The following is a 17,092-nucleotide window of genomic DNA, read 5'->3' as shown; positions in this document are numbered from 1 at the left end:
GATAAGTCATCCTTGATTCAGTATAAAGGACTTTTTTGCGTCTGAATAGTAATAATAGCAATTTTTAGTGTGAAAAAATCTTTGCACCACTAGTGGGGGTAAGTATTGGAAAAAATTCAATTATTGGTGCAGGTAGTGTGGTCACCAAATCAATTCCCGACAATGTGATTGCCGCTGGGAATCCTTGTCGCGTCCTTCGAGAAATAACAGAGGCGGATAGAATAAATCTCACGCAATAACTTGTAACAGATAGCGTGATTCGCTTAAGTATGATGCCGAAAAAGCACAAAAATCAGGTCACATTTCTCCTTTGAAACGTAGCCTGATTTTTGACAATTTCGTTCTTTCAAAATACCTCACTATAAAGTGTAGTTTAGCTATTTCCCCAAAACCACATCCACCACAGCCCTCACCACTTCAAACGCTTGGTTAGAAGCAAGATCAACTGTCGCATCAAACGTGTCAGGTGCGTTTTGCCCAACATAATCCGAAACGCCTCGAATGTTTAAGACAGGAATATTATAAAACGCGGCAACCTGGGCAATCGCGCAACTCTCCATGTCTGATCCAAGTGCGGTTGGAAATCTTTTTTTGATTTTTTCGACCGCTTCGATATCACTCATAAAAGAGTCGGCTGTGACGATTGTACCAAAGGCAACGTTTAATCGCTTTTCTTGACTGATTTTTTCAACGAGTTTTAAATACGAAGAAGCAACAAAATAACGAGCCGGCATTTGTGGGACTTGACCAAAAGCATAGTCAAATCCAGTCGCATCTACGTCACTATAAACAAATTCTTGGCTACAAATGACACTTCCTAAAGCAAGCTCGCTTGAAAATGAACCGGTCGTGCCAGTATTAATGATTAAATCAGGTTTGATTTTTTCATTCAGCCAAGCAGCCGTCGCACTCGCGTTTGCCTTGCCAATACCAGAGGCGACGAGATAGAGTTGTTCGTTGACTTTTTCAATACTCGTTTTACCTTTTTGCCAAATTTGTTCACTTGCGTAATGCTTACGAAAAGGAGCGAGCTCTTCTGTCATGGCAGCGATGATTGCTATTTTCACGTTAATTCCCCCAAATATCTGCAATATCCGTGTTCACTTCTACTTTTGTTCCATCAAATTTTTCGTTCACGAATGCTTGAACTTCTGGGTCATGATAAAGTGCGCCCAATTTTATTAATTTTTCCTCACTTGCTCGATCGGCTTTCACTGCTAGTACATTAACGGTAGCTCTTAAAGCGGTGTCTGCTTCTTCATGGAAAATCGAATCTTGCAAAACATTCAACCCACCTTCTAATGCAATGGTATTGCCAATTAAGACAAGGTCTACATCGGGTAAAATCCGTGGACCGGTTAAATCATCAATTAAAGTAAATTGCAGCTTTTTAGGATTTTCAATCACATCATCTGGTGTACCAACGCCATCGTCAAAATCGGCTTTTAATTGAATGAGTCCCGCCGTTTCTAAAAGACGTAAGCCGCGTGTCGTGTTCGACGGATTATCCGCTAACGCAACGGTCACGCCTTCACTAATTTCTTCAATCGAGGCAAATTTATCCGAATAAATGCCCATTGGTTCAACATAAGTCGCAGCGATTGGCGCAAGTTGAATGACGTTGTCTGCGTTAAAACTTTCAAGATAACCAATCGATTGAAAGGCGTTCGCATCAACATCGCCATCTGCGGTTGCTTGATTCGTAATCGGACCACCCGTAATTTCTTTGACTTCAATTTCAAGTCCAGCTTCTTTTGCGGCTGAAGAACTGGCAATAAATTTCCAAATTTCCGCATCCGAACCCACCGAGGCCACGACTACCTTTTCATTTTCTACTACTTCTTTTTCTGAATCAGAATTCGCTTTTTGACCACACGCACTTAAAGCAACCACGCTTAGTGCTAACCATAAATATTTCACCTTATTTTTCATTTTTCCAGTCTCCTTTTTTCTTTCGTTAACCAGACGAAAGTTTATTTTACGACTTTTCGTTCAAAAGCATCTTCACTAATCCCTGCTTCTAAAACAAGTTTGCAATATTCTTTGGCGCCAAATAAAGAATGGTCGCGGTAATTACCACAACTTTCAATGCTGACACCTTGCACGTCTTCCCACACCGTTTCGTTAGCAATAATCGTTAACACTTCCGTTAAAGCTTTTGCAACGATGGCCGGTGGATAAACGCCCCACGTGATTAAATGAAAACCTGTCCGACAACCAAATGGAGAAATATCAATAATCCCGTCCAAGCGATCACGTAATAAATCGGCTAATAAATGCTCTAACGTATGAATCGCACCCGTTGGCATTTCTTTTTCATTTGGTTGTAAAAAACGCAAATCATAATTGGCAATCACATCACCCTTTGCCCCTTTTTCTTCTGCTATTAAGCGAACATAAGGTGCCTTCACCTTTGTATGATCCAGTGTAAAACTTTCAACTTCTGCCATTCTTTCTTCCTCCTTCAAATGATAAAAAATATAAAAAAACGCCCCTTTGCCGCGCGATTGCGACAAAGGGACGAAAATTTTCGTGGTACCACCCAATTTTATGTCACTAAAAAAAGTGACACCTCAACGGTTCATAAAAAACCTGGCCTTTTAACGCAGGCGTTGCGTTCTTTTAGCGTAAACCAAAAGAAAAACTCTGAGTTCATCTTCACAGATTCATTTGCTCCTCTTTTTCACCAAGCCGAGGTCTCTTTTAACAAAATCCAATGCTACTCTTCTCATCAACGTTTCCTATGAAATTACAGTCACTTTAGCGAAAATCAAAGCTTTTGTCAAGGGGAATGATTTGTTTTGCTTTAAATATGGTTTTCAAAATAGCCACGACTTGTTGCCTTTTCATACTGTCAAACGATTTTTAAACAGTTTAATCTTTATTTCATTGGAAGAGCGCACTCTCGTGAAAAATATTCAGTAAAATCACTCATGTCTTTTATTTTTTTCTAAATTTAATAATAACTGATAAATGGCTCCTAAAAGATTGGCTTCATTGCCAAAACGGCATTTTTCAATTGTGATTGGTGCAAAACTACTTGCTAGCATTTCAGATTGACTTCTTAAAAATTGGTATTGTTTTTTAATTTCTTCAATTAAAATTGGTTGGGCACTAATTCCACCGCCAATTACAACTTTTTCAATATCTAAGATGGCTTGTAAATTTAAAATAATATGTCCGATTTCTCGACAATAGGTTGAAAATAGAGCTTGTAACGCTTCATTTTTCCCCGTCAAAATTTCGGCAAAAACTTTTTTTCCATCATCTAGATCAGTTAACTTAAGAAGAAGTGCTGCTTTTTGAACAAAGGCTACCGCCGAAGCAGTAAAACCAATTAATTCTTCGGTCTGAGCACCTTGCGCCTGACGAGGCATAAAGCTTAATTCTCCTGCTTGGAAATGGCTCCCTTGTAAAATCTCACCATTGCCAACTAAACCACCACCGACACCCGTCCCCAAAACAATCGCAGCCCCATTTGGTATTCCTTTTAAGTTGCCTAGCCACATTTCAGAAAGAGCAGCGGCTTTTCCATCATTACAAACAGCACACGGGATGTCATACTTTTCTTCTACTAATTTTTTAAAAGAGAATTCATGTAAATACGGTAATGCTCCGCCGTTATACACCGTCCCGGTTTGAATATCGACGCGCCCAGGACAACTAATGCCCACACCTTTAATTTCCGTATTTAATTCTTCCACGAGTTCTTCAATTAATTGGGTCATAGCCAGAAGTGACGTCGGTGTTTTTACCTTTTTATGATTATAAATATTACCAGAATGATCGATTTGAGAGATTTTGACAAAACTGCCACCAATATCAATTGCTAAATATTTTTTCATTTCTTTTTCCTTCTTACTTATGTGATTTATCTAATTTTATGGTACATTGCTAATAGAACTTACTTTAGGGAGGTTACTTCAGATGGATATCTCAACTTTAGATGCTTTTTTATTTACACCGAATATTTTTGAGCAGGTACAATATCAAACAGGGGAGAGTTTCAACGATATTGATGAATTATATCAAATTAATAATTTTTTTGATAAAGATCGTGGTAAAATTCGTTTTCCTAAAAGTGCTTTCTTCAAAGAAAGTAATCTCTATTTAAGTAAACACAATCGCTTTGCCTCAATGGTTGAGCATCTTCATGATTTTATCGAGATTAATTATGTTTATGCCGGTGAGTGTGTTCAGTATGTCAACGGTAAAAAAGTTCATTTATCAACTGGTTCTTTTTTCGTACTTGATCGTGATGTGGCCCATGCGATTGAACCGCTTGGCGAAAAAGATATTTTAATCAATATTTTATTAAACGATCAAACTTTTTCTTCATTATTTTTATATCAACTTGAAAAAGATCAAAGCTTAATTGGAAAGTTCCTATCTGATGCCTTTAGCGAACAAGCAATACACGATAATTATATGGTATTTGACACCCAAAAAGCGCCTCAAATCCATACACAAGTGCAGCTAATGCTTTGTGAATACTGGTCAAACGAAGCCGAAACTGATAAATTTGTCGGCCAATACTTACAACTTATTTTATCTGAATTAATGCGAATTTATCGTGAAGTAACAAGCCAAAAAAATCAAAATACAAAATTAGACTCTATGACTGTTTTAGATTATATCGACAAACATTATTTAGAAATTACCTTGTCAGATTTAGAACAAGTTTTTAATTATAGTGGTAATTACATCAGCAATACTTTAAAAAAAGTGACCGGCAAAAACTTTCAAGAAACTGTCCTGGAAAAAAAATTGCTAGTTGCTGCTGACTTATTAAAAACTTCAGACCTCACCATTGATGAAATCGCTGAAGTTTCTGGTTTTAATTCCACTAGTTACTTCTACCGACAAATCAAGAAAAAATACCAACTCACGCCAAAAAAATTACGAAAGCAACTCTTAACAACTAAAAGCTTGGGATAGATGTACTATCCCAAGTTTTCCATTTAAGAAATGACCTTATCCGGTTGAACTCGTTCTTTTTTTCGGACAATATCAAAGAAAAAAATAGCTGTTAAAATTAAGAACCCAATTCCTGCAATTAAAATAGCAAAACTCGCATCTTTACGGCCAAATAAATTCATGATAAAAGCTATTAAATAAGGAGAAGCAAAAGATCCTAAATTCGAACCCACCATTCCTACCGAAATGGCTAGTGTTTGTGACCCCTCATGTGCAGAACTTAGTAATGCCCCAAAGATATATGGAATAAATAAGGACTGACAAAATCCCATTAAAATAACAGATAAACTAACCACGTAAATATTTGGAGCAAAGGCTAATAATAAGAAACTTAAAGTCGAAATGACCCCGCCAACTACTGGTGTAAATGTTTTAAATACTTTATAAATTTTACCGTACAACAAGCCGCTAATAAAACCCGCCAATGTCATTAACGATAGCGCTGTACCAAGTAAATTAGAATTGCTCATCCCAGCCTCACTGACTAGTGAACCAACTTTAGTGAAAACAATCATTGCTAAAGATAGCAAAGTAAATAATAACAATGTATAAAAAATTGTTGACATATTCATTCTTTGTTTTTCTTTTTGAGTATTTTGTGTTACTTGTTTTGTTTCTGGAACGACAAAATAAAACAACACCATGACTGGAATGGCTAAAAAGTAAACAGAAAACGCATATTGCCAATTAAAAACAGCTAAAATCCCTGCGATAAAAGTTGCTAAACTTGAGCCTAAGCTCTGCATCGCACTTTGGTAACCAATCAAATCTTGTTTTTCATCGCCTTCATAAAAATCATTAATCAAGCTAACCGCTAGTGAATTGTAACATCCTAAGCCTGCACCAAAAATAAAACGAGCAAAATAGATTGTCGTAAAATTAAGCGCAAAAACGGGAATGACTCCCCCAATTAACGTTAAAATCAAACCGATTAAAACTGTTTTTTTACTGCCTATTTTTGAAGAAATAAAACCACTTAACAAAACAAAAACCATCATAGTAAATGAAGGAATAGTCACTAACGATTCAACAGTAGTGGCACTAATATTAGGAAAAGCCGCTTGAATTTGTGGAATCGTCATCGAAATCGCATTGGCCGATGTTAATAACAAAGAAATTGATAATAGTGATAATTTAAATAAAAAACCTTTATTTTTCATCTTTATGCCTCATTTCCTAGTTGATAAGTAATTTCATACTGACCAGATCCAACAAAAACAAGTAATTCATCTTTTTGACAATGAACCGGTTTCGATAATTCTTGATGTACCTTAAATCTTGCAATACCTAAATCAACGATGCTTTCTCCGGTTTGTTCTCCAACATGTATTGGTTGCCAACTTGCTTCAATTTCTCTTTGAACAAGCATAAGATTAGAAACTTTTGGCAACACTATTTCGGCTTCCGTATTCGCTGGAACTTTTACGGCGAAAGTTAATTCATTATCTTTCACTGACCACGCACTTTCTAAGTCACCATATAACGTCTTAAAGCGTGTTGTTGCTTGTGTTAATTGTTGATTTAATTTCGGTGCAATAATAGATTGTTGGTAACCGGGTGTTTTTGGTTTGATTCCGCCAATGGTTTCGTACATCCAAGCGCCGATTGAACCATAAGCGTAGTGGTTAAAAGAGTTCATGCCCTCGTCCCAAAATGAGCCATCTGCTTTAATCCCATCCCAATGTTCCCAAACAGTGGTTGCTCCTTTTTCAACTTGATATAACCAAGAAGGCAAATCACGGTTAAATAATAAATGATATGCTAAATCAATTGCCCCGTTTTCAGCTAATACTTGACAAATGTATGGACTACCAACAAAGCCTGTGTCTAAATGCTTCTCTTTTAATTCAATCAATTCAATTAAACGTTGCACTAATTTGTCTTTTGCATCAATTGGATATAGGTGGAACAACAACACGATAATATGTGCGGTTTGAGTATCTGAAATCAATTGACCTGCTGGCGTGAAGAATCTTTCATGCATTTTTTCTTTTACATTATCGTGGACTTGTTGATACACTTTGTAGTCTTGGTGTTTTCCTAAAACCTTTGCTGTTTTTGCAACAATTTCAGCTGAATAAGCAAAATAACTCGTCGCAATTAAAGCCTCATCGGTTGCACCTGAAAAACTTCCTTCTTCTGCATCTAATGCCAACCAATCACCTAGTTGCATACCGGTATCCCAGATAAATTCTTCGGCCCCTTGCCCACAAATATAGTCCACCCATCGTTTCATCGTTTCATAATTCTCTTGTAAAATCGCTTTATCACCAAAACGTTGGTACATTTCCCACGGAATAATTGTTGCGGCATCGCCCCAAACTGCGGTAGTTTTTGAAGCGTTATTTGCAAATACCCCTTTTAAAACATCTGGTACAACAAACGGAACTTCCCCGCTTTCTAATTGGGCATCGCGTAAATCCTTTAACCATTTTCTAAAAAAATTGTACGTGTTCATGTTAAAGCTTGCCGTTGGGAAGAAAATTTGCGCATCTGCCGTCCAGCCTAAACGTTCATCTCGTTGTGGGCAGTCTGTTGGTACATCTAAGAAATTCCCCTTTTGGCCCCATAAAATATTGTGCTGTAGCTGATTCAGTAATGGGTCTGATGTTTCAAAATAACCTGTTTCTGGCATTGCCGAATGCAACACAATACCGACAAAATCTTCCTTTTTAATGGTCTCTGGAAAATTGATTAATTCGACATAGCGGAAACCATGAAAGGTAAAATTCGGCTCTAATGTATCGATTTCTCCCGTTAAAATAAATTGATCTTTTTGCTGTGCATCACGGATATTGTCACGATAAAAATTCCCATCTTTATCCAAAATCTCACCATGAACAAGGGTCACCATTTGCCCGGCTTCTCCTTGCACTCGACATTTGACCCAACCAACCATGTTTTGGCCTAAATCAAGAATCAGACGTCCCGCTGGATCTTTGAATAAAGCCACTGGCTGAATTTCTTCTTGCTTTTGAACGGGTTCATTTATTTGTGGAATTAACACCTCTTTTGTCATTGAAACGACTTGTAACGGGGCTAAAGTTTGGCTTTGGTGCGTTAAATCTTGTATTTCGCCATTATATAAGTCTGCTTTTAACCAGTGGTTAGAAAGTTCACTCCATGATCCATCACTGCCATAAATAGCTTGCTCGCCGTCTTCATACTCAATTTCAATTTGAGCAATGAAGGCATTAAAATTGCCATAAGTATCTTTTTTCTTTTCCCAACCTAAATAACCACTATACCAACCTTCCGCAACTGTGACTGTTAAGGTATTTTCAAACGCTAAAGCTTCGGTAATGTCATAAGTTTGATATTGTAATCGTCGATGATAATCGGTCCACCCAGGAGTAAAATAATCTGCCCCAATTTTTTCTTGATTCAAATAAGCGCTGTAAATTCCATAAGCACTCACATACAAACGGGCTTTTTTTACTGGTTTATCGACTGAAAAGTATTTTAATCCTGTAAAAGGTTTAAAAGATTGGTCTTTTTGATTGATCACCTGATTAGCTGTTGTCACCCATTGCCCTTTCCACTGGTCTGAATCTAGTAAGCCGGTTTCAAAAGTTGCTGTTTCACTCCAAACGCTTTCATTTCCAGCAAAGTCTTCTACTTTTACCCGTACAAAGTAAATGGTCTTCGCAACTAAATCCGGTCCTTGATACGCTAAATTGGTCGATTGTTGACTCCATTCATTTTGATGCCAAATGACTTGCTCAAATTGATCATCTAACGCTACTTGTAAATCATAACGTTTTTGTTTAGTGTTACGGATATCGCTTTCAATTAGCCATGTAAAAGTCAATTCTTTATCCGAAATCCCAATTGGTTGCTGCATGTGATTGATTAAAAGGCGCGTAATTTTCATATTCTTCCTCCTCAGTTGTTTGTTCTCCTTTATCTTACGAGGAAAATAAAACGGATACAATGCACTTTATCCGGATTATTATTGAACTATTTACAGATATTGAAAGCATCATAATTATTGCTTCGTTTTTATTTATCTTTTCATTTGACATCTTACTCTTTCCATGATAACCTTTTCATTGTTGATTGGTGTTATTACTTCGGGTAAGCAGGCAATCATACCTTAATTAAATGATACTGGATGTTATCACACTGTGAGCAGGACCTATTTACCACACAATGGAATGATTGTGTTTGTGAATGGCCTTTTTTTGTCTTTCTAGCGGTTATTTCTAGGTAAGGGGTTAAAATTTTATGATCATAAAACGCGTATTAAATAATAACACGGTCATTTCGACGAATAGTCAAGGAGTTGACGTGTTATTGATGGGAAAAGGAGTCGCCTTTGGTAAGAAAAAAGGCGAAGTGCTGGATATTGCTTTAGTTGAAAAGACGTTTTTACTAAAAGATAAAGGCACACAAAATAAATTTACCGAGCTTTTATTAAATGTGCCACTGGAGCATGTGCTCGTTGCTGAAAAAATTATTAACTTTGGGAAAATTAAATTGGGGAAAAATCTAAATGAAATTATTTATGTCAATTTAACAGACCATATCCATTCAGCAATTTTACGTTACCAAGAAGGAATTGTCTTAAAGAACCCTCTACGCTGGGATATCGCGCGCTTTTATAGTGATGAATATGCTGTTGGGGAAAAGGCAATAGACATTGTCAAAAAAGATTTAGGTGTCACATTTGAAATTGATGAAGCAGCTTTCATTGCTCTTCACTTTGTCAATGCACAACTAGAGCAAAAAGATAATTTGGCTTATGAGATTGCAGAAATCACCAAGGGAATTGAAGAGGTCATTAAAACTTATTATCGAACCGAATTTGATGAAGCTTCACTGGATTATTACCGCTTTATTACGCACGTCAAATTTTTTGCACAACGGTTATTAAAAGGCGAGCATTATGACGATGAGGACGATGAGTTGCTCACCATTTTAAAGAATAAATACCCTTCTGAATATGCTTGTGCACGCAAGATTGGTGAATACGTACAAGCCAATTACCAATACGAATTGCAGTCAACGGAATTACTTTATTTAACGGCGCATATTCGTCGCATTACCAAAAATTTATAACAAAACAAATAGGATTGTTATCCTTAACGGAGCATGACCTAAAGTTTGCCATTAAAGGAATCTTACTGGCAAGTTTTAGGTCTTTTATTTTTTTAATCAAGAAAATGGAGGAATCAAACATGGATTACAAAAAAACAGCCGAAGAAATTTTACAACAACTCGGTGGGGCTAAGAATGTTCAATCCGCTACCCACTGTGTGACGCGTTTACGCTTAAAAATAAAAGATGAATCACTGATTGATGATGAAGCAATGAAAGAGATTCCTGGCGTGATGGGCGTGATGCGTAAAGCTGGCCAGTATCAAATTATTATGGGAAATGACGTCAACAATTACTATCGAGCGTTTGTAAAGCTAGGTAATTTTGACCAGGTATCAGAGGAAAAAGAAACGCAAAAGAAAAATGTTTTGGCATTTATTGTTGATGTCATTTCTAGTTCGATGGCACCAGTTGTTCCAGCAATGTTAGCAGGTGGGATGATTAAAGTTTTGTTAATCGTGTTACCACTTATTCACTTGCTTAGCACCGAATCTCAAACGTATGCTGTCTTAACTTTTTTTGGGGATGCGCCTTTTTACTTTATCCCAATTATGTTAGCTTATACTGCGGCCCAAAAATTTGGTGTGACGCCAATGCTAGCGGTTTCCGTTGCCGGTATTATGTTGCATCCTGATTTTACTGCTCTAGTTGCCGATGGTTCACCACTTGCTTTTTTTGGTTTACCAGTTACTTTAGCTTCTTACGCTTCTTCTGTTATTCCGATTTTAATCATGGTTTGGTTAATGCAGTATATTGAAAACTTCTTCAATAAAATTATCCCAGCTGTTATGAAAACCTTTATGCAACCGTTACTTGTCTTACTTGTTTCTGGGCTCATTGCGTTAGTCGTTGTTGGTCCATTAGGTATTTTTGCTGGTGAAGGATTGTCGACCATCGTTGTTTGGACACAAACGAAAGCGGGTTGGTTAGCGCTTGGTTTACTCAGTGCCTTTATGCCTTTAATTGTCATGACTGGGATGCACTGGGCATTTGCACCACTCTTTTTAATTGCTTCCCCTGCCACACCAGACGTATTAATGTTACCTGCGATGCTAGCGGCTAACTTGGCGCAAGGGGCAGCTGCTTTAGCTGTTTCTTTCAAAGCAAAAAATCCTAATACCAAACAAATTGGTTTAGCTGCTGGGATTTCTGCTCTTGTAGCCGGAGTAACGGAGCCTGCTTTATATGGAATTACATTAAAATATAAAACCCCGTTATATGCAGCGATGATCGCAGGCGGAATTTCTGGAATTTACGTTGGGATTTCTGGTTTAGAGTCGTATGCCTTTGCGGTCCCATCACTGGTTGCTTTACCTCAATTTATTGGTAGCACCGGCAATAGCAATATCATTAATGCGATAATCGTAGCCTTTGCATCCATTATTTTAACATTTATTTTCACTTGGATTTTATGGAAAGAAGAGCCCGTAAAAACAAAAATAAATACTATTGGTGAAACAGATACCCAAGACACAACGTTGCCTTCAGGTAGTAGTGACCCTAAAAAAGTAAGTGCGCCACTTCAAGGAAAAATCGTGCCCTTAGATCAAGTGAACGATGCTGTTTTTTCGACAAAAATGATGGGTGAAGGCATTGCGATTTTACCCGAAAATGATTTAATCGTTGCGCCATTTGATGGAACGGTAACTGCCGTTTTCCCAACGAAACACGCAATTGGTTTAACAAGTGATAGTGGCATTGAAGTTTTAATTCATGTTGGTATTGATACCGTGGAATTAAATGGCCTTCACTTTGAAACGTTCGTTACTGCTGATCAAAAAATTAAGCAAGGCGAACCTTTACTAAAAGCGGACTTTGCTGCAATCAAAGCAGCCGGGTACGATACGGTCACACCGATTATTATTACGAATACGGATCAATATATTGAGGTCGTTGCAAAAGAAGACTTAGAACAAGCGGATTTTCAAGATGCTTTGATTTATGTAGTTTAAAAAGAGAGGAGCAAAAAAAACAGTGAGTCATTTTCCAAAAGATTTTTTATGGGGTGGCGCAACAGCTGCCAATCAATTAGAAGGGGCCTACAATGAAGATGGCAAAGGCTTAACCGGACAAGACGTGACACGCAAAGGATGGTTAGAGGCACCAACAGAAGAACCGACAGAAGACAATTTAAAATTAGTAGCGATTGATTTTTATCATCGCTACAAAGAAGACATTGCTCTATTTGCTGAGATGGGTTTTAAAGTCTTTCGGATGTCGATTGCTTGGGCACGAATTTTCCCAAATGGTGATGAAAAAGAACCCAATGAAGCGGGACTAGCTTTTTATGACAAGGTTTTTGATGAGTGTTTGAAATATGGCATTGAACCTTTAGTGACCCTTTCGCATTATGAGATGCCACTACATTTGACTCGGACTTACGATGGCTGGCGTAATCGTCAAGTAATTGGTTTTTTTGAACATTATGCGCGGACCGTTTTTAAACGTTACCAAGGAAAAGTCAAATATTGGTTAACTTTTAATGAAATTAATTCCATTAGCCACGTGCCTTTCTTAAGTGGAGGGATCAACACACCGAAAGAAGAATTGACAAAACAAGATATTTATCAAGCGATTCACCATGAGCTTGTCGCGAGTGCGCGTGCGGTACAAGCTTGTCACGAATTGTTACCAGACGCCAAAATTGGTTGCATGATTTTAGGGGTGCCCGTTTATCCGTTAACACCTAAACCAGAAGATGTCTTAAAATCCCTTGAAACGGAACGCGACAATTATTACTTCTCCGATATTCAAGTACGTGGTTACTACCCAAGTTACACGAAACGATTATTTGCAGAAAATAATATCCAGCTAGAGATTACGGAACAAGATTTAGCAGATTTAAGACACACGGTTGATTTCATTTCATTTAGTTATTATATGAGTATTTGTGAATCGGCCGACCCTAATGTAGCAGCGGGTGAAGGCAATATCATTGGAGGCGTACCAAATCCTTACTTAAAAGCGAGTGATTGGGGTTGGCAAATTGATCCAAAAGGTTTGCGTTATTATTTAAATACGTTATATGATCGCTACCAAAAACCGGTCTTTATCGTAGAAAATGGCTTAGGTGCTGTCGATAAACTCGTTGAACTCGAAGACGGAACAAAAACGGTCCTCGATGATTACCGAATTCAATACATGAACGATCATCTAGTTCAAGTGGAAGAAGCTTTAAAAGATGGGGTGGAAATCATGGGGTATACTTCATGGGGTTGTATTGATTTAGTCAGCTTTACGACTGCTGAAATTAAAAAACGTTATGGTATGATTTACGTTGATCGGCAACAAGACGGTTCAGGCACGTTGAACCGCTATAAGAAAAAAAGTTTTTATTGGTACCAACAAGTCATTGAAAGCAATGGCGGTTCATTGGAACGTTAAATTTTCAATTCAAATCCCCCTATCGCATCTGATAGAGGGATTTTTTTAGTATCGCTGACTAAACAACGTCGTCTCAAAAACTTCTGTTGTAAGCACAAACGGATTTTGTGCTAGCTCTAAAAATTTATCGCGACCGGCTGAGAAATACAAGCCGTCAATTTTCACGCCATTTGTTTGGACATATTGCAAAGCGGCTTCAAACTCTTCTTTTGCACCATTTAATTGAAGTGAAACATAATTGAGCATCGCTGCTTGATCAATTAAATAGTTTAATAACGATTGAAAATGTTGTTCATAATCTTCCGGCGTATCGGCAGGCTTACTATTCACAAAAGCTTGGGGAAATAGCTTGGGGTACTGTTGATTAAGCTTGGTATAGGCGGTGTTTTCAAATTGAAAAGAGAGACCCCCTTCGCCCATATCCATCCCCATCATCCGCATTGATGCCTGGTTTTGGTCTTGAAAAGTCGCTTTGTTTTTAACCGATAACCAATGAATGGTCGCTTCTTCTGTTGATAACCAACCCGATAGACCAAATTGTTCAAAGATTTGCGTCATACTTAATGGCTCTTTGAAAGTCAAAAATCCATAGACACTGCTACTTTGCGGTAATCCTGTTATTTTTTCGAGGTTTTTTTCTTGTAGTGTTTTCGCCATTTCCCTCATACTCTCACTTTCATAAGCAGCTAAAAACATAGGATAAGTACTTTGCGTAAAAGCAGGATTCATTTCACCAAGATGTTGGAAACCATTTCGCACAATTTGATAGCTATGCTCGAGCGATTGACTCGTCTCTTGGTATCGTTTTTGATATTGATAATGAATTTGATATTCAGCCGAACCGATTTCTTTTATTTGCCCACTTCGCAATTGAAAATCAGGGAAAAACAGCTCATCGTATAATAATTCATAAGTCATTAGATCAGGGATTTTACTTTCAGGCATTGTTGCTGTTGCATCAAAATAATAATATTCTTCCCATTTATGAAATCCCCAAATGCCAAGACCACCTAAAACAAACAAACTGACTAAAATAAAAAGAATCAAACGGAGGAGCTTATTACGTGTCTGATTTTTTATTTTTTTATAAAAAAGAGCGTCTTCTTTTATTGATTCTTGATCAGACAAAAAATCTGGCCAGTCTTCATCAAATAAATATTCTTGAAACCATTGATACTCTGCACATTTTTCTTCAAAAGCTTGTTGTTCTTCTGGTGTCGCTGTTTTATTTTTTATTCTTTCTGCTACTTCTTGCCAATTATTTTTCATCACTCAATACCTCCTTTAACTTTTTTCGCCCACGATATAAAATAGTCCGAACTTGCCCATTACTATAATTTAAATATTCTGCGATCACTTGAACCGGCCAGTCGATAAAATAAAACAAAATTAATACTTCTTGGTAAGGTGCTTTTAATTGTGCAATGGCTTGGTGCAATTGTTGCTGGCTTTCCTTTTGCAATAATTGTTCGCTTGGATTCGGCTTTTCATCGGATTGCTGGGAAGAAAACGGCACCCATCTCCACCGCCTCTTCTTTCTTTGTTGATCAATAAAATGATTTTTCACAACTCGAAACAACCAAAATTTAATTGCTGGAGGAGGATTTTCTTGGCATGACAATTGAAAAAAAGCATCACTGACTAAGCTTTCGGCTTCGCTCATTTGTTTCGTTAAGCTATAAGCATAAATCGTCAATTCTTTTGCATAATTTTCGTAAAGCTGTTCCAGTATTTTTCCTTGCACGCTTTTCTCCCCCTTTCACCCATTAAACGTTTCGAAAACAAAAATGTCACAAAAAAACTGAAGGATTTTTAATTTTCCCTCAGTTTTTTAGCACCTGTTTAAAAGACCTTTTCATAAACAAAGTCATCCATAATATAACCTTCGCCAATATCAATTTGGCAAGCTTCGATACGTTCAAATCCGCGTGCTTCATAGACGGCAATGGCTTGTTCATTGTATTTATTAACATTTAAACGTAACGTTTTACCACTCGCCGAGCTTTCGTACCACTGAAAAACTTGGCTGCCATAACCTTTACCGCGAACTTTTTTATGTAAGTATAGTTTACTAAGATAAATTTCATCGGGTTTATCCACATAAGCCGTGTACCCGACTGGTTGGTTATTGTCCATTAATAAAAAATAACGCATTCCTCGTGTTAAATCTTGTTCAATATTTTCTTTTGACTGAAAAGTGCGCAACATATACGCAACTTGATCTGCACCAATGATTTTAGTGTAGACTTCTGGCCAAATTTCTTGAATCACTTGATCAAGGATTTGGATTTCTTCGGGACTGGTCACTGGTTTGATTGCTATCAAAATATTCCTTCTTTCTATTCACTCTAACGAAGTGTAAGTTGATCGATTACAGCTTTTTCCTCCGCTGTAAAATCTAAATTCTCTAATGCTTTTAAATTGGCGTCTAATTGACTCACTTTTGATGCACCGATTAACACACTACTCACCACTTCTTGTTGTAAAATCCAAGCAATCGCCATTTCGGCTAAGCTCTGTCCGCGATTTTGTGCCAAATCATTGAGTTGTTTGACAAGAGCTAAAGTTTCTTCGACACGTTCCGCTGATAAAAATGGACTGTTTTGGCTAGCTGCCCGTGAATCTTGCGGAATGCCATTTAAATACCGATCGGTCAATAATCCTTGTGCCAGTGGTGAAAAAGTAATCGCACCAATTTGTTCTTGGGCCAATACCTCGTATAATTCTTCTTCAGGCGCACGTTCAAGCAAACTATACCGTTGTTGATGAATAATGAAAGGCGTCTTTTGCTCTTTTAAAATCGCTGTCATCTTACGTGTTTCTGCTGCTGAATAATTTGAAATGCCCACATATAAAGCTTTCCCTTGCTTCACTAATAAATCAAGAGCTTGCGCGGTTTCTTCCAGTGGTGTATTGGGATCTGGTCGGTGATGATAAAAAATATCGACATAGTCTAGCCCCATCCGCTTTAAGCTTTGATCACAACTAGCTACCAAACTTTTCTTTGAACCCCACTCACCATAAGGCCCCGGCCACATATAATAACCAGCTTTACTTGAGATAATCATTTCATCGCGATAAGAAGCGAGCTCTTCTTTTAAAATACGACCAAAATTCTTTTCTGCCGATCCTGCGGGAGGTCCATAATTGTTTGCTAAATCAAAATGCGTAATGCCACTATCAAAAGCTTTAAACAATAACGCTTTTTGATTAGCAATGGCATCCACATCACCAAAATTATGCCATAACCCCAGTGACAACACAGGTAACTTTAACCCTGAATGACCAACCTTACGATAAGGCATATTTTCATACCGAGATTCTTGTGCTTGATACAAATAAATAACCCCATTTCCTTTTCTTTTCAGTATACGCTTTCAGCCAATTGTTTTCTAGTGAATTAAAAAATTTAGCACTTTATTAGAAGAAAAGTTGATCAAATGCCATTTTGCCAAACGATTTATCGGTTTTAATTAGTATTTTATCACTAGTGGTGCAAAGATTTTTTCACACTAAAAATTGCTATTATTACTATCCAGACGCAAAAAAGTCCTTTATACTGAATCAAGGATGACTTATCCAAGACCAATAAAAAAGGACTAACGCATGGATAAGTATAACAAAAAAACAG

Annotated in this window: 14 protein-coding genes, 1 pseudogene and 1 other annotated feature; of the genes and pseudogenes, 5 read left to right on the top strand and 10 right to left on the bottom strand. The window is 37.4% G+C overall.

Annotated elements, in window-relative coordinates:
* Nucleotides 1–95 precede the first annotated feature (95 nt).
* A pseudogene (locus JOD14_RS13295) lies at nucleotides 96–239 on the top strand (sugar O-acetyltransferase); the annotation flags it as partial.
* A gap of 138 nt (nucleotides 240–377) precedes the next feature.
* Here the strand turns inward: JOD14_RS13295 and JOD14_RS11935 are convergent.
* The 4 genes from JOD14_RS11935 to JOD14_RS11920 form a co-directional block, all read right to left on the bottom strand.
* Nucleotides 378–1,067, bottom strand: coding sequence for a 5'-methylthioadenosine/adenosylhomocysteine nucleosidase (locus JOD14_RS11935; RefSeq protein ID WP_204655003.1), 690 nt, complete (start codon nucleotides 1,065–1,067; stop codon nucleotides 378–380).
* Nucleotide 1,068: 1 nt separating this feature from the next.
* On the bottom strand, nucleotides 1,069–1,932 hold the full coding sequence (locus tag JOD14_RS11930) for a MetQ/NlpA family ABC transporter substrate-binding protein (RefSeq protein ID WP_204655002.1): 864 nt from the start codon (nucleotides 1,930–1,932) through the stop codon (nucleotides 1,069–1,071).
* Nucleotides 1,933–1,973: 41 nt separating this feature from the next.
* The gene (locus JOD14_RS11925) at nucleotides 1,974–2,450 is read right to left on the bottom strand and encodes an S-ribosylhomocysteine lyase (protein ID WP_204655001.1); all 477 of its coding nucleotides are present in this window, start codon (nucleotides 2,448–2,450) and stop codon (nucleotides 1,974–1,976) included.
* 63 nt (nucleotides 2,451–2,513) lie between these two features.
* Nucleotides 2,514–2,744: a binding site (T-box leader), on the bottom strand.
* 183 nt (nucleotides 2,745–2,927) lie between these two features.
* Entirely contained in the window at nucleotides 2,928–3,845 is a 918-nt protein-coding gene (locus JOD14_RS11920; protein ID WP_204655000.1) for an ROK family protein, read from the bottom strand.
* Nucleotides 3,846–3,927: 82 nt separating this feature from the next.
* On the opposite strand from JOD14_RS11920, the gene JOD14_RS11915 reads away from it, so the two are divergent.
* Nucleotides 3,928–4,938 carry an AraC family transcriptional regulator gene (locus tag JOD14_RS11915; RefSeq protein WP_204654999.1) on the top strand — a complete coding sequence of 337 codons (1,011 nt, stop codon included), beginning with the start codon at nucleotides 3,928–3,930 and terminating at the stop codon, nucleotides 4,936–4,938.
* Between the two features lie 23 nt (nucleotides 4,939–4,961).
* Here the strand turns inward: JOD14_RS11915 and JOD14_RS11910 are convergent, their stop codons facing one another.
* Nucleotides 4,962–6,137, bottom strand: a complete 1,176-nt coding sequence (locus tag JOD14_RS11910; protein WP_204654998.1) for an MFS transporter — start codon at nucleotides 6,135–6,137, stop codon at nucleotides 4,962–4,964.
* Nucleotides 6,138–6,139: 2 nt separating this feature from the next.
* Nucleotides 6,140–8,851 (bottom strand): alpha-L-rhamnosidase, encoded by a 2,712-nt coding sequence (locus JOD14_RS11905; protein ID WP_204654997.1) that lies wholly within the window; start codon nucleotides 8,849–8,851, stop codon nucleotides 6,140–6,142.
* A gap of 353 nt (nucleotides 8,852–9,204) precedes the next feature.
* Here JOD14_RS11905 and licT point away from each other — a divergent pair, with 353 nt between their 5' ends.
* From licT to JOD14_RS11890, 3 genes are all read left to right on the top strand, one after another.
* The gene (licT, locus tag JOD14_RS11900) at nucleotides 9,205–10,038 is read left to right on the top strand and encodes a BglG family transcription antiterminator LicT (RefSeq protein ID WP_204654996.1); all 834 of its coding nucleotides are present in this window, start codon (nucleotides 9,205–9,207) and stop codon (nucleotides 10,036–10,038) included.
* A gap of 119 nt (nucleotides 10,039–10,157) precedes the next feature.
* On the top strand, nucleotides 10,158–12,029 hold the full coding sequence (locus tag JOD14_RS11895; protein ID WP_204654995.1) for a beta-glucoside-specific PTS transporter subunit IIABC: 1,872 nt from the start codon (nucleotides 10,158–10,160) through the stop codon (nucleotides 12,027–12,029).
* Nucleotides 12,030–12,051: 22 nt separating this feature from the next.
* Nucleotides 12,052–13,461: a 6-phospho-beta-glucosidase gene (locus tag JOD14_RS11890; protein ID WP_204654994.1), complete on the top strand. Its 1,410-nt coding sequence runs from the start codon at nucleotides 12,052–12,054 to the stop codon at nucleotides 13,459–13,461.
* 45 nt (nucleotides 13,462–13,506) lie between these two features.
* Here JOD14_RS11890 and JOD14_RS11885 read toward each other — a convergent pair whose 3' ends face one another.
* The 4 genes from JOD14_RS11885 to mgrA form a co-directional block, all read right to left on the bottom strand.
* Nucleotides 13,507–14,730, bottom strand: coding sequence for an anti sigma factor C-terminal domain-containing protein (locus tag JOD14_RS11885; protein ID WP_204654993.1), 1,224 nt, complete (start codon nucleotides 14,728–14,730; stop codon nucleotides 13,507–13,509).
* Nucleotides 14,720–15,205, bottom strand: coding sequence for an RNA polymerase sigma factor (locus JOD14_RS11880; protein ID WP_338031695.1), 486 nt, complete (start codon nucleotides 15,203–15,205; stop codon nucleotides 14,720–14,722). The genes JOD14_RS11885 and JOD14_RS11880 overlap by 11 nt, the downstream gene beginning before the upstream one ends.
* Before the next feature lie 98 nt (nucleotides 15,206–15,303).
* A complete protein-coding gene (locus JOD14_RS11875) occupies nucleotides 15,304–15,789 on the bottom strand; it encodes a GNAT family N-acetyltransferase (RefSeq protein WP_204655004.1) in 486 nt (161 codons plus the stop codon).
* Between the two features lie 20 nt (nucleotides 15,790–15,809).
* Nucleotides 15,810–16,799, bottom strand: a complete 990-nt coding sequence (mgrA, locus tag JOD14_RS11870) for an L-glyceraldehyde 3-phosphate reductase (RefSeq protein WP_204654992.1) — start codon at nucleotides 16,797–16,799, stop codon at nucleotides 15,810–15,812.
* Between the last annotated feature and the right edge of the window lie 293 nt (nucleotides 16,800–17,092).

Origin of the sequence: Enterococcus lemanii (genome assembly GCF_016909125.1) — a bacterium.
Lineage (GTDB): Bacteria > Bacillota > Bacilli > Lactobacillales > Enterococcaceae > Enterococcus_I > Enterococcus_I lemanii.
Note: the sequence above shows the minus strand (reverse complement) of the source record. Positions and strands in the feature narration are given on the sequence as shown.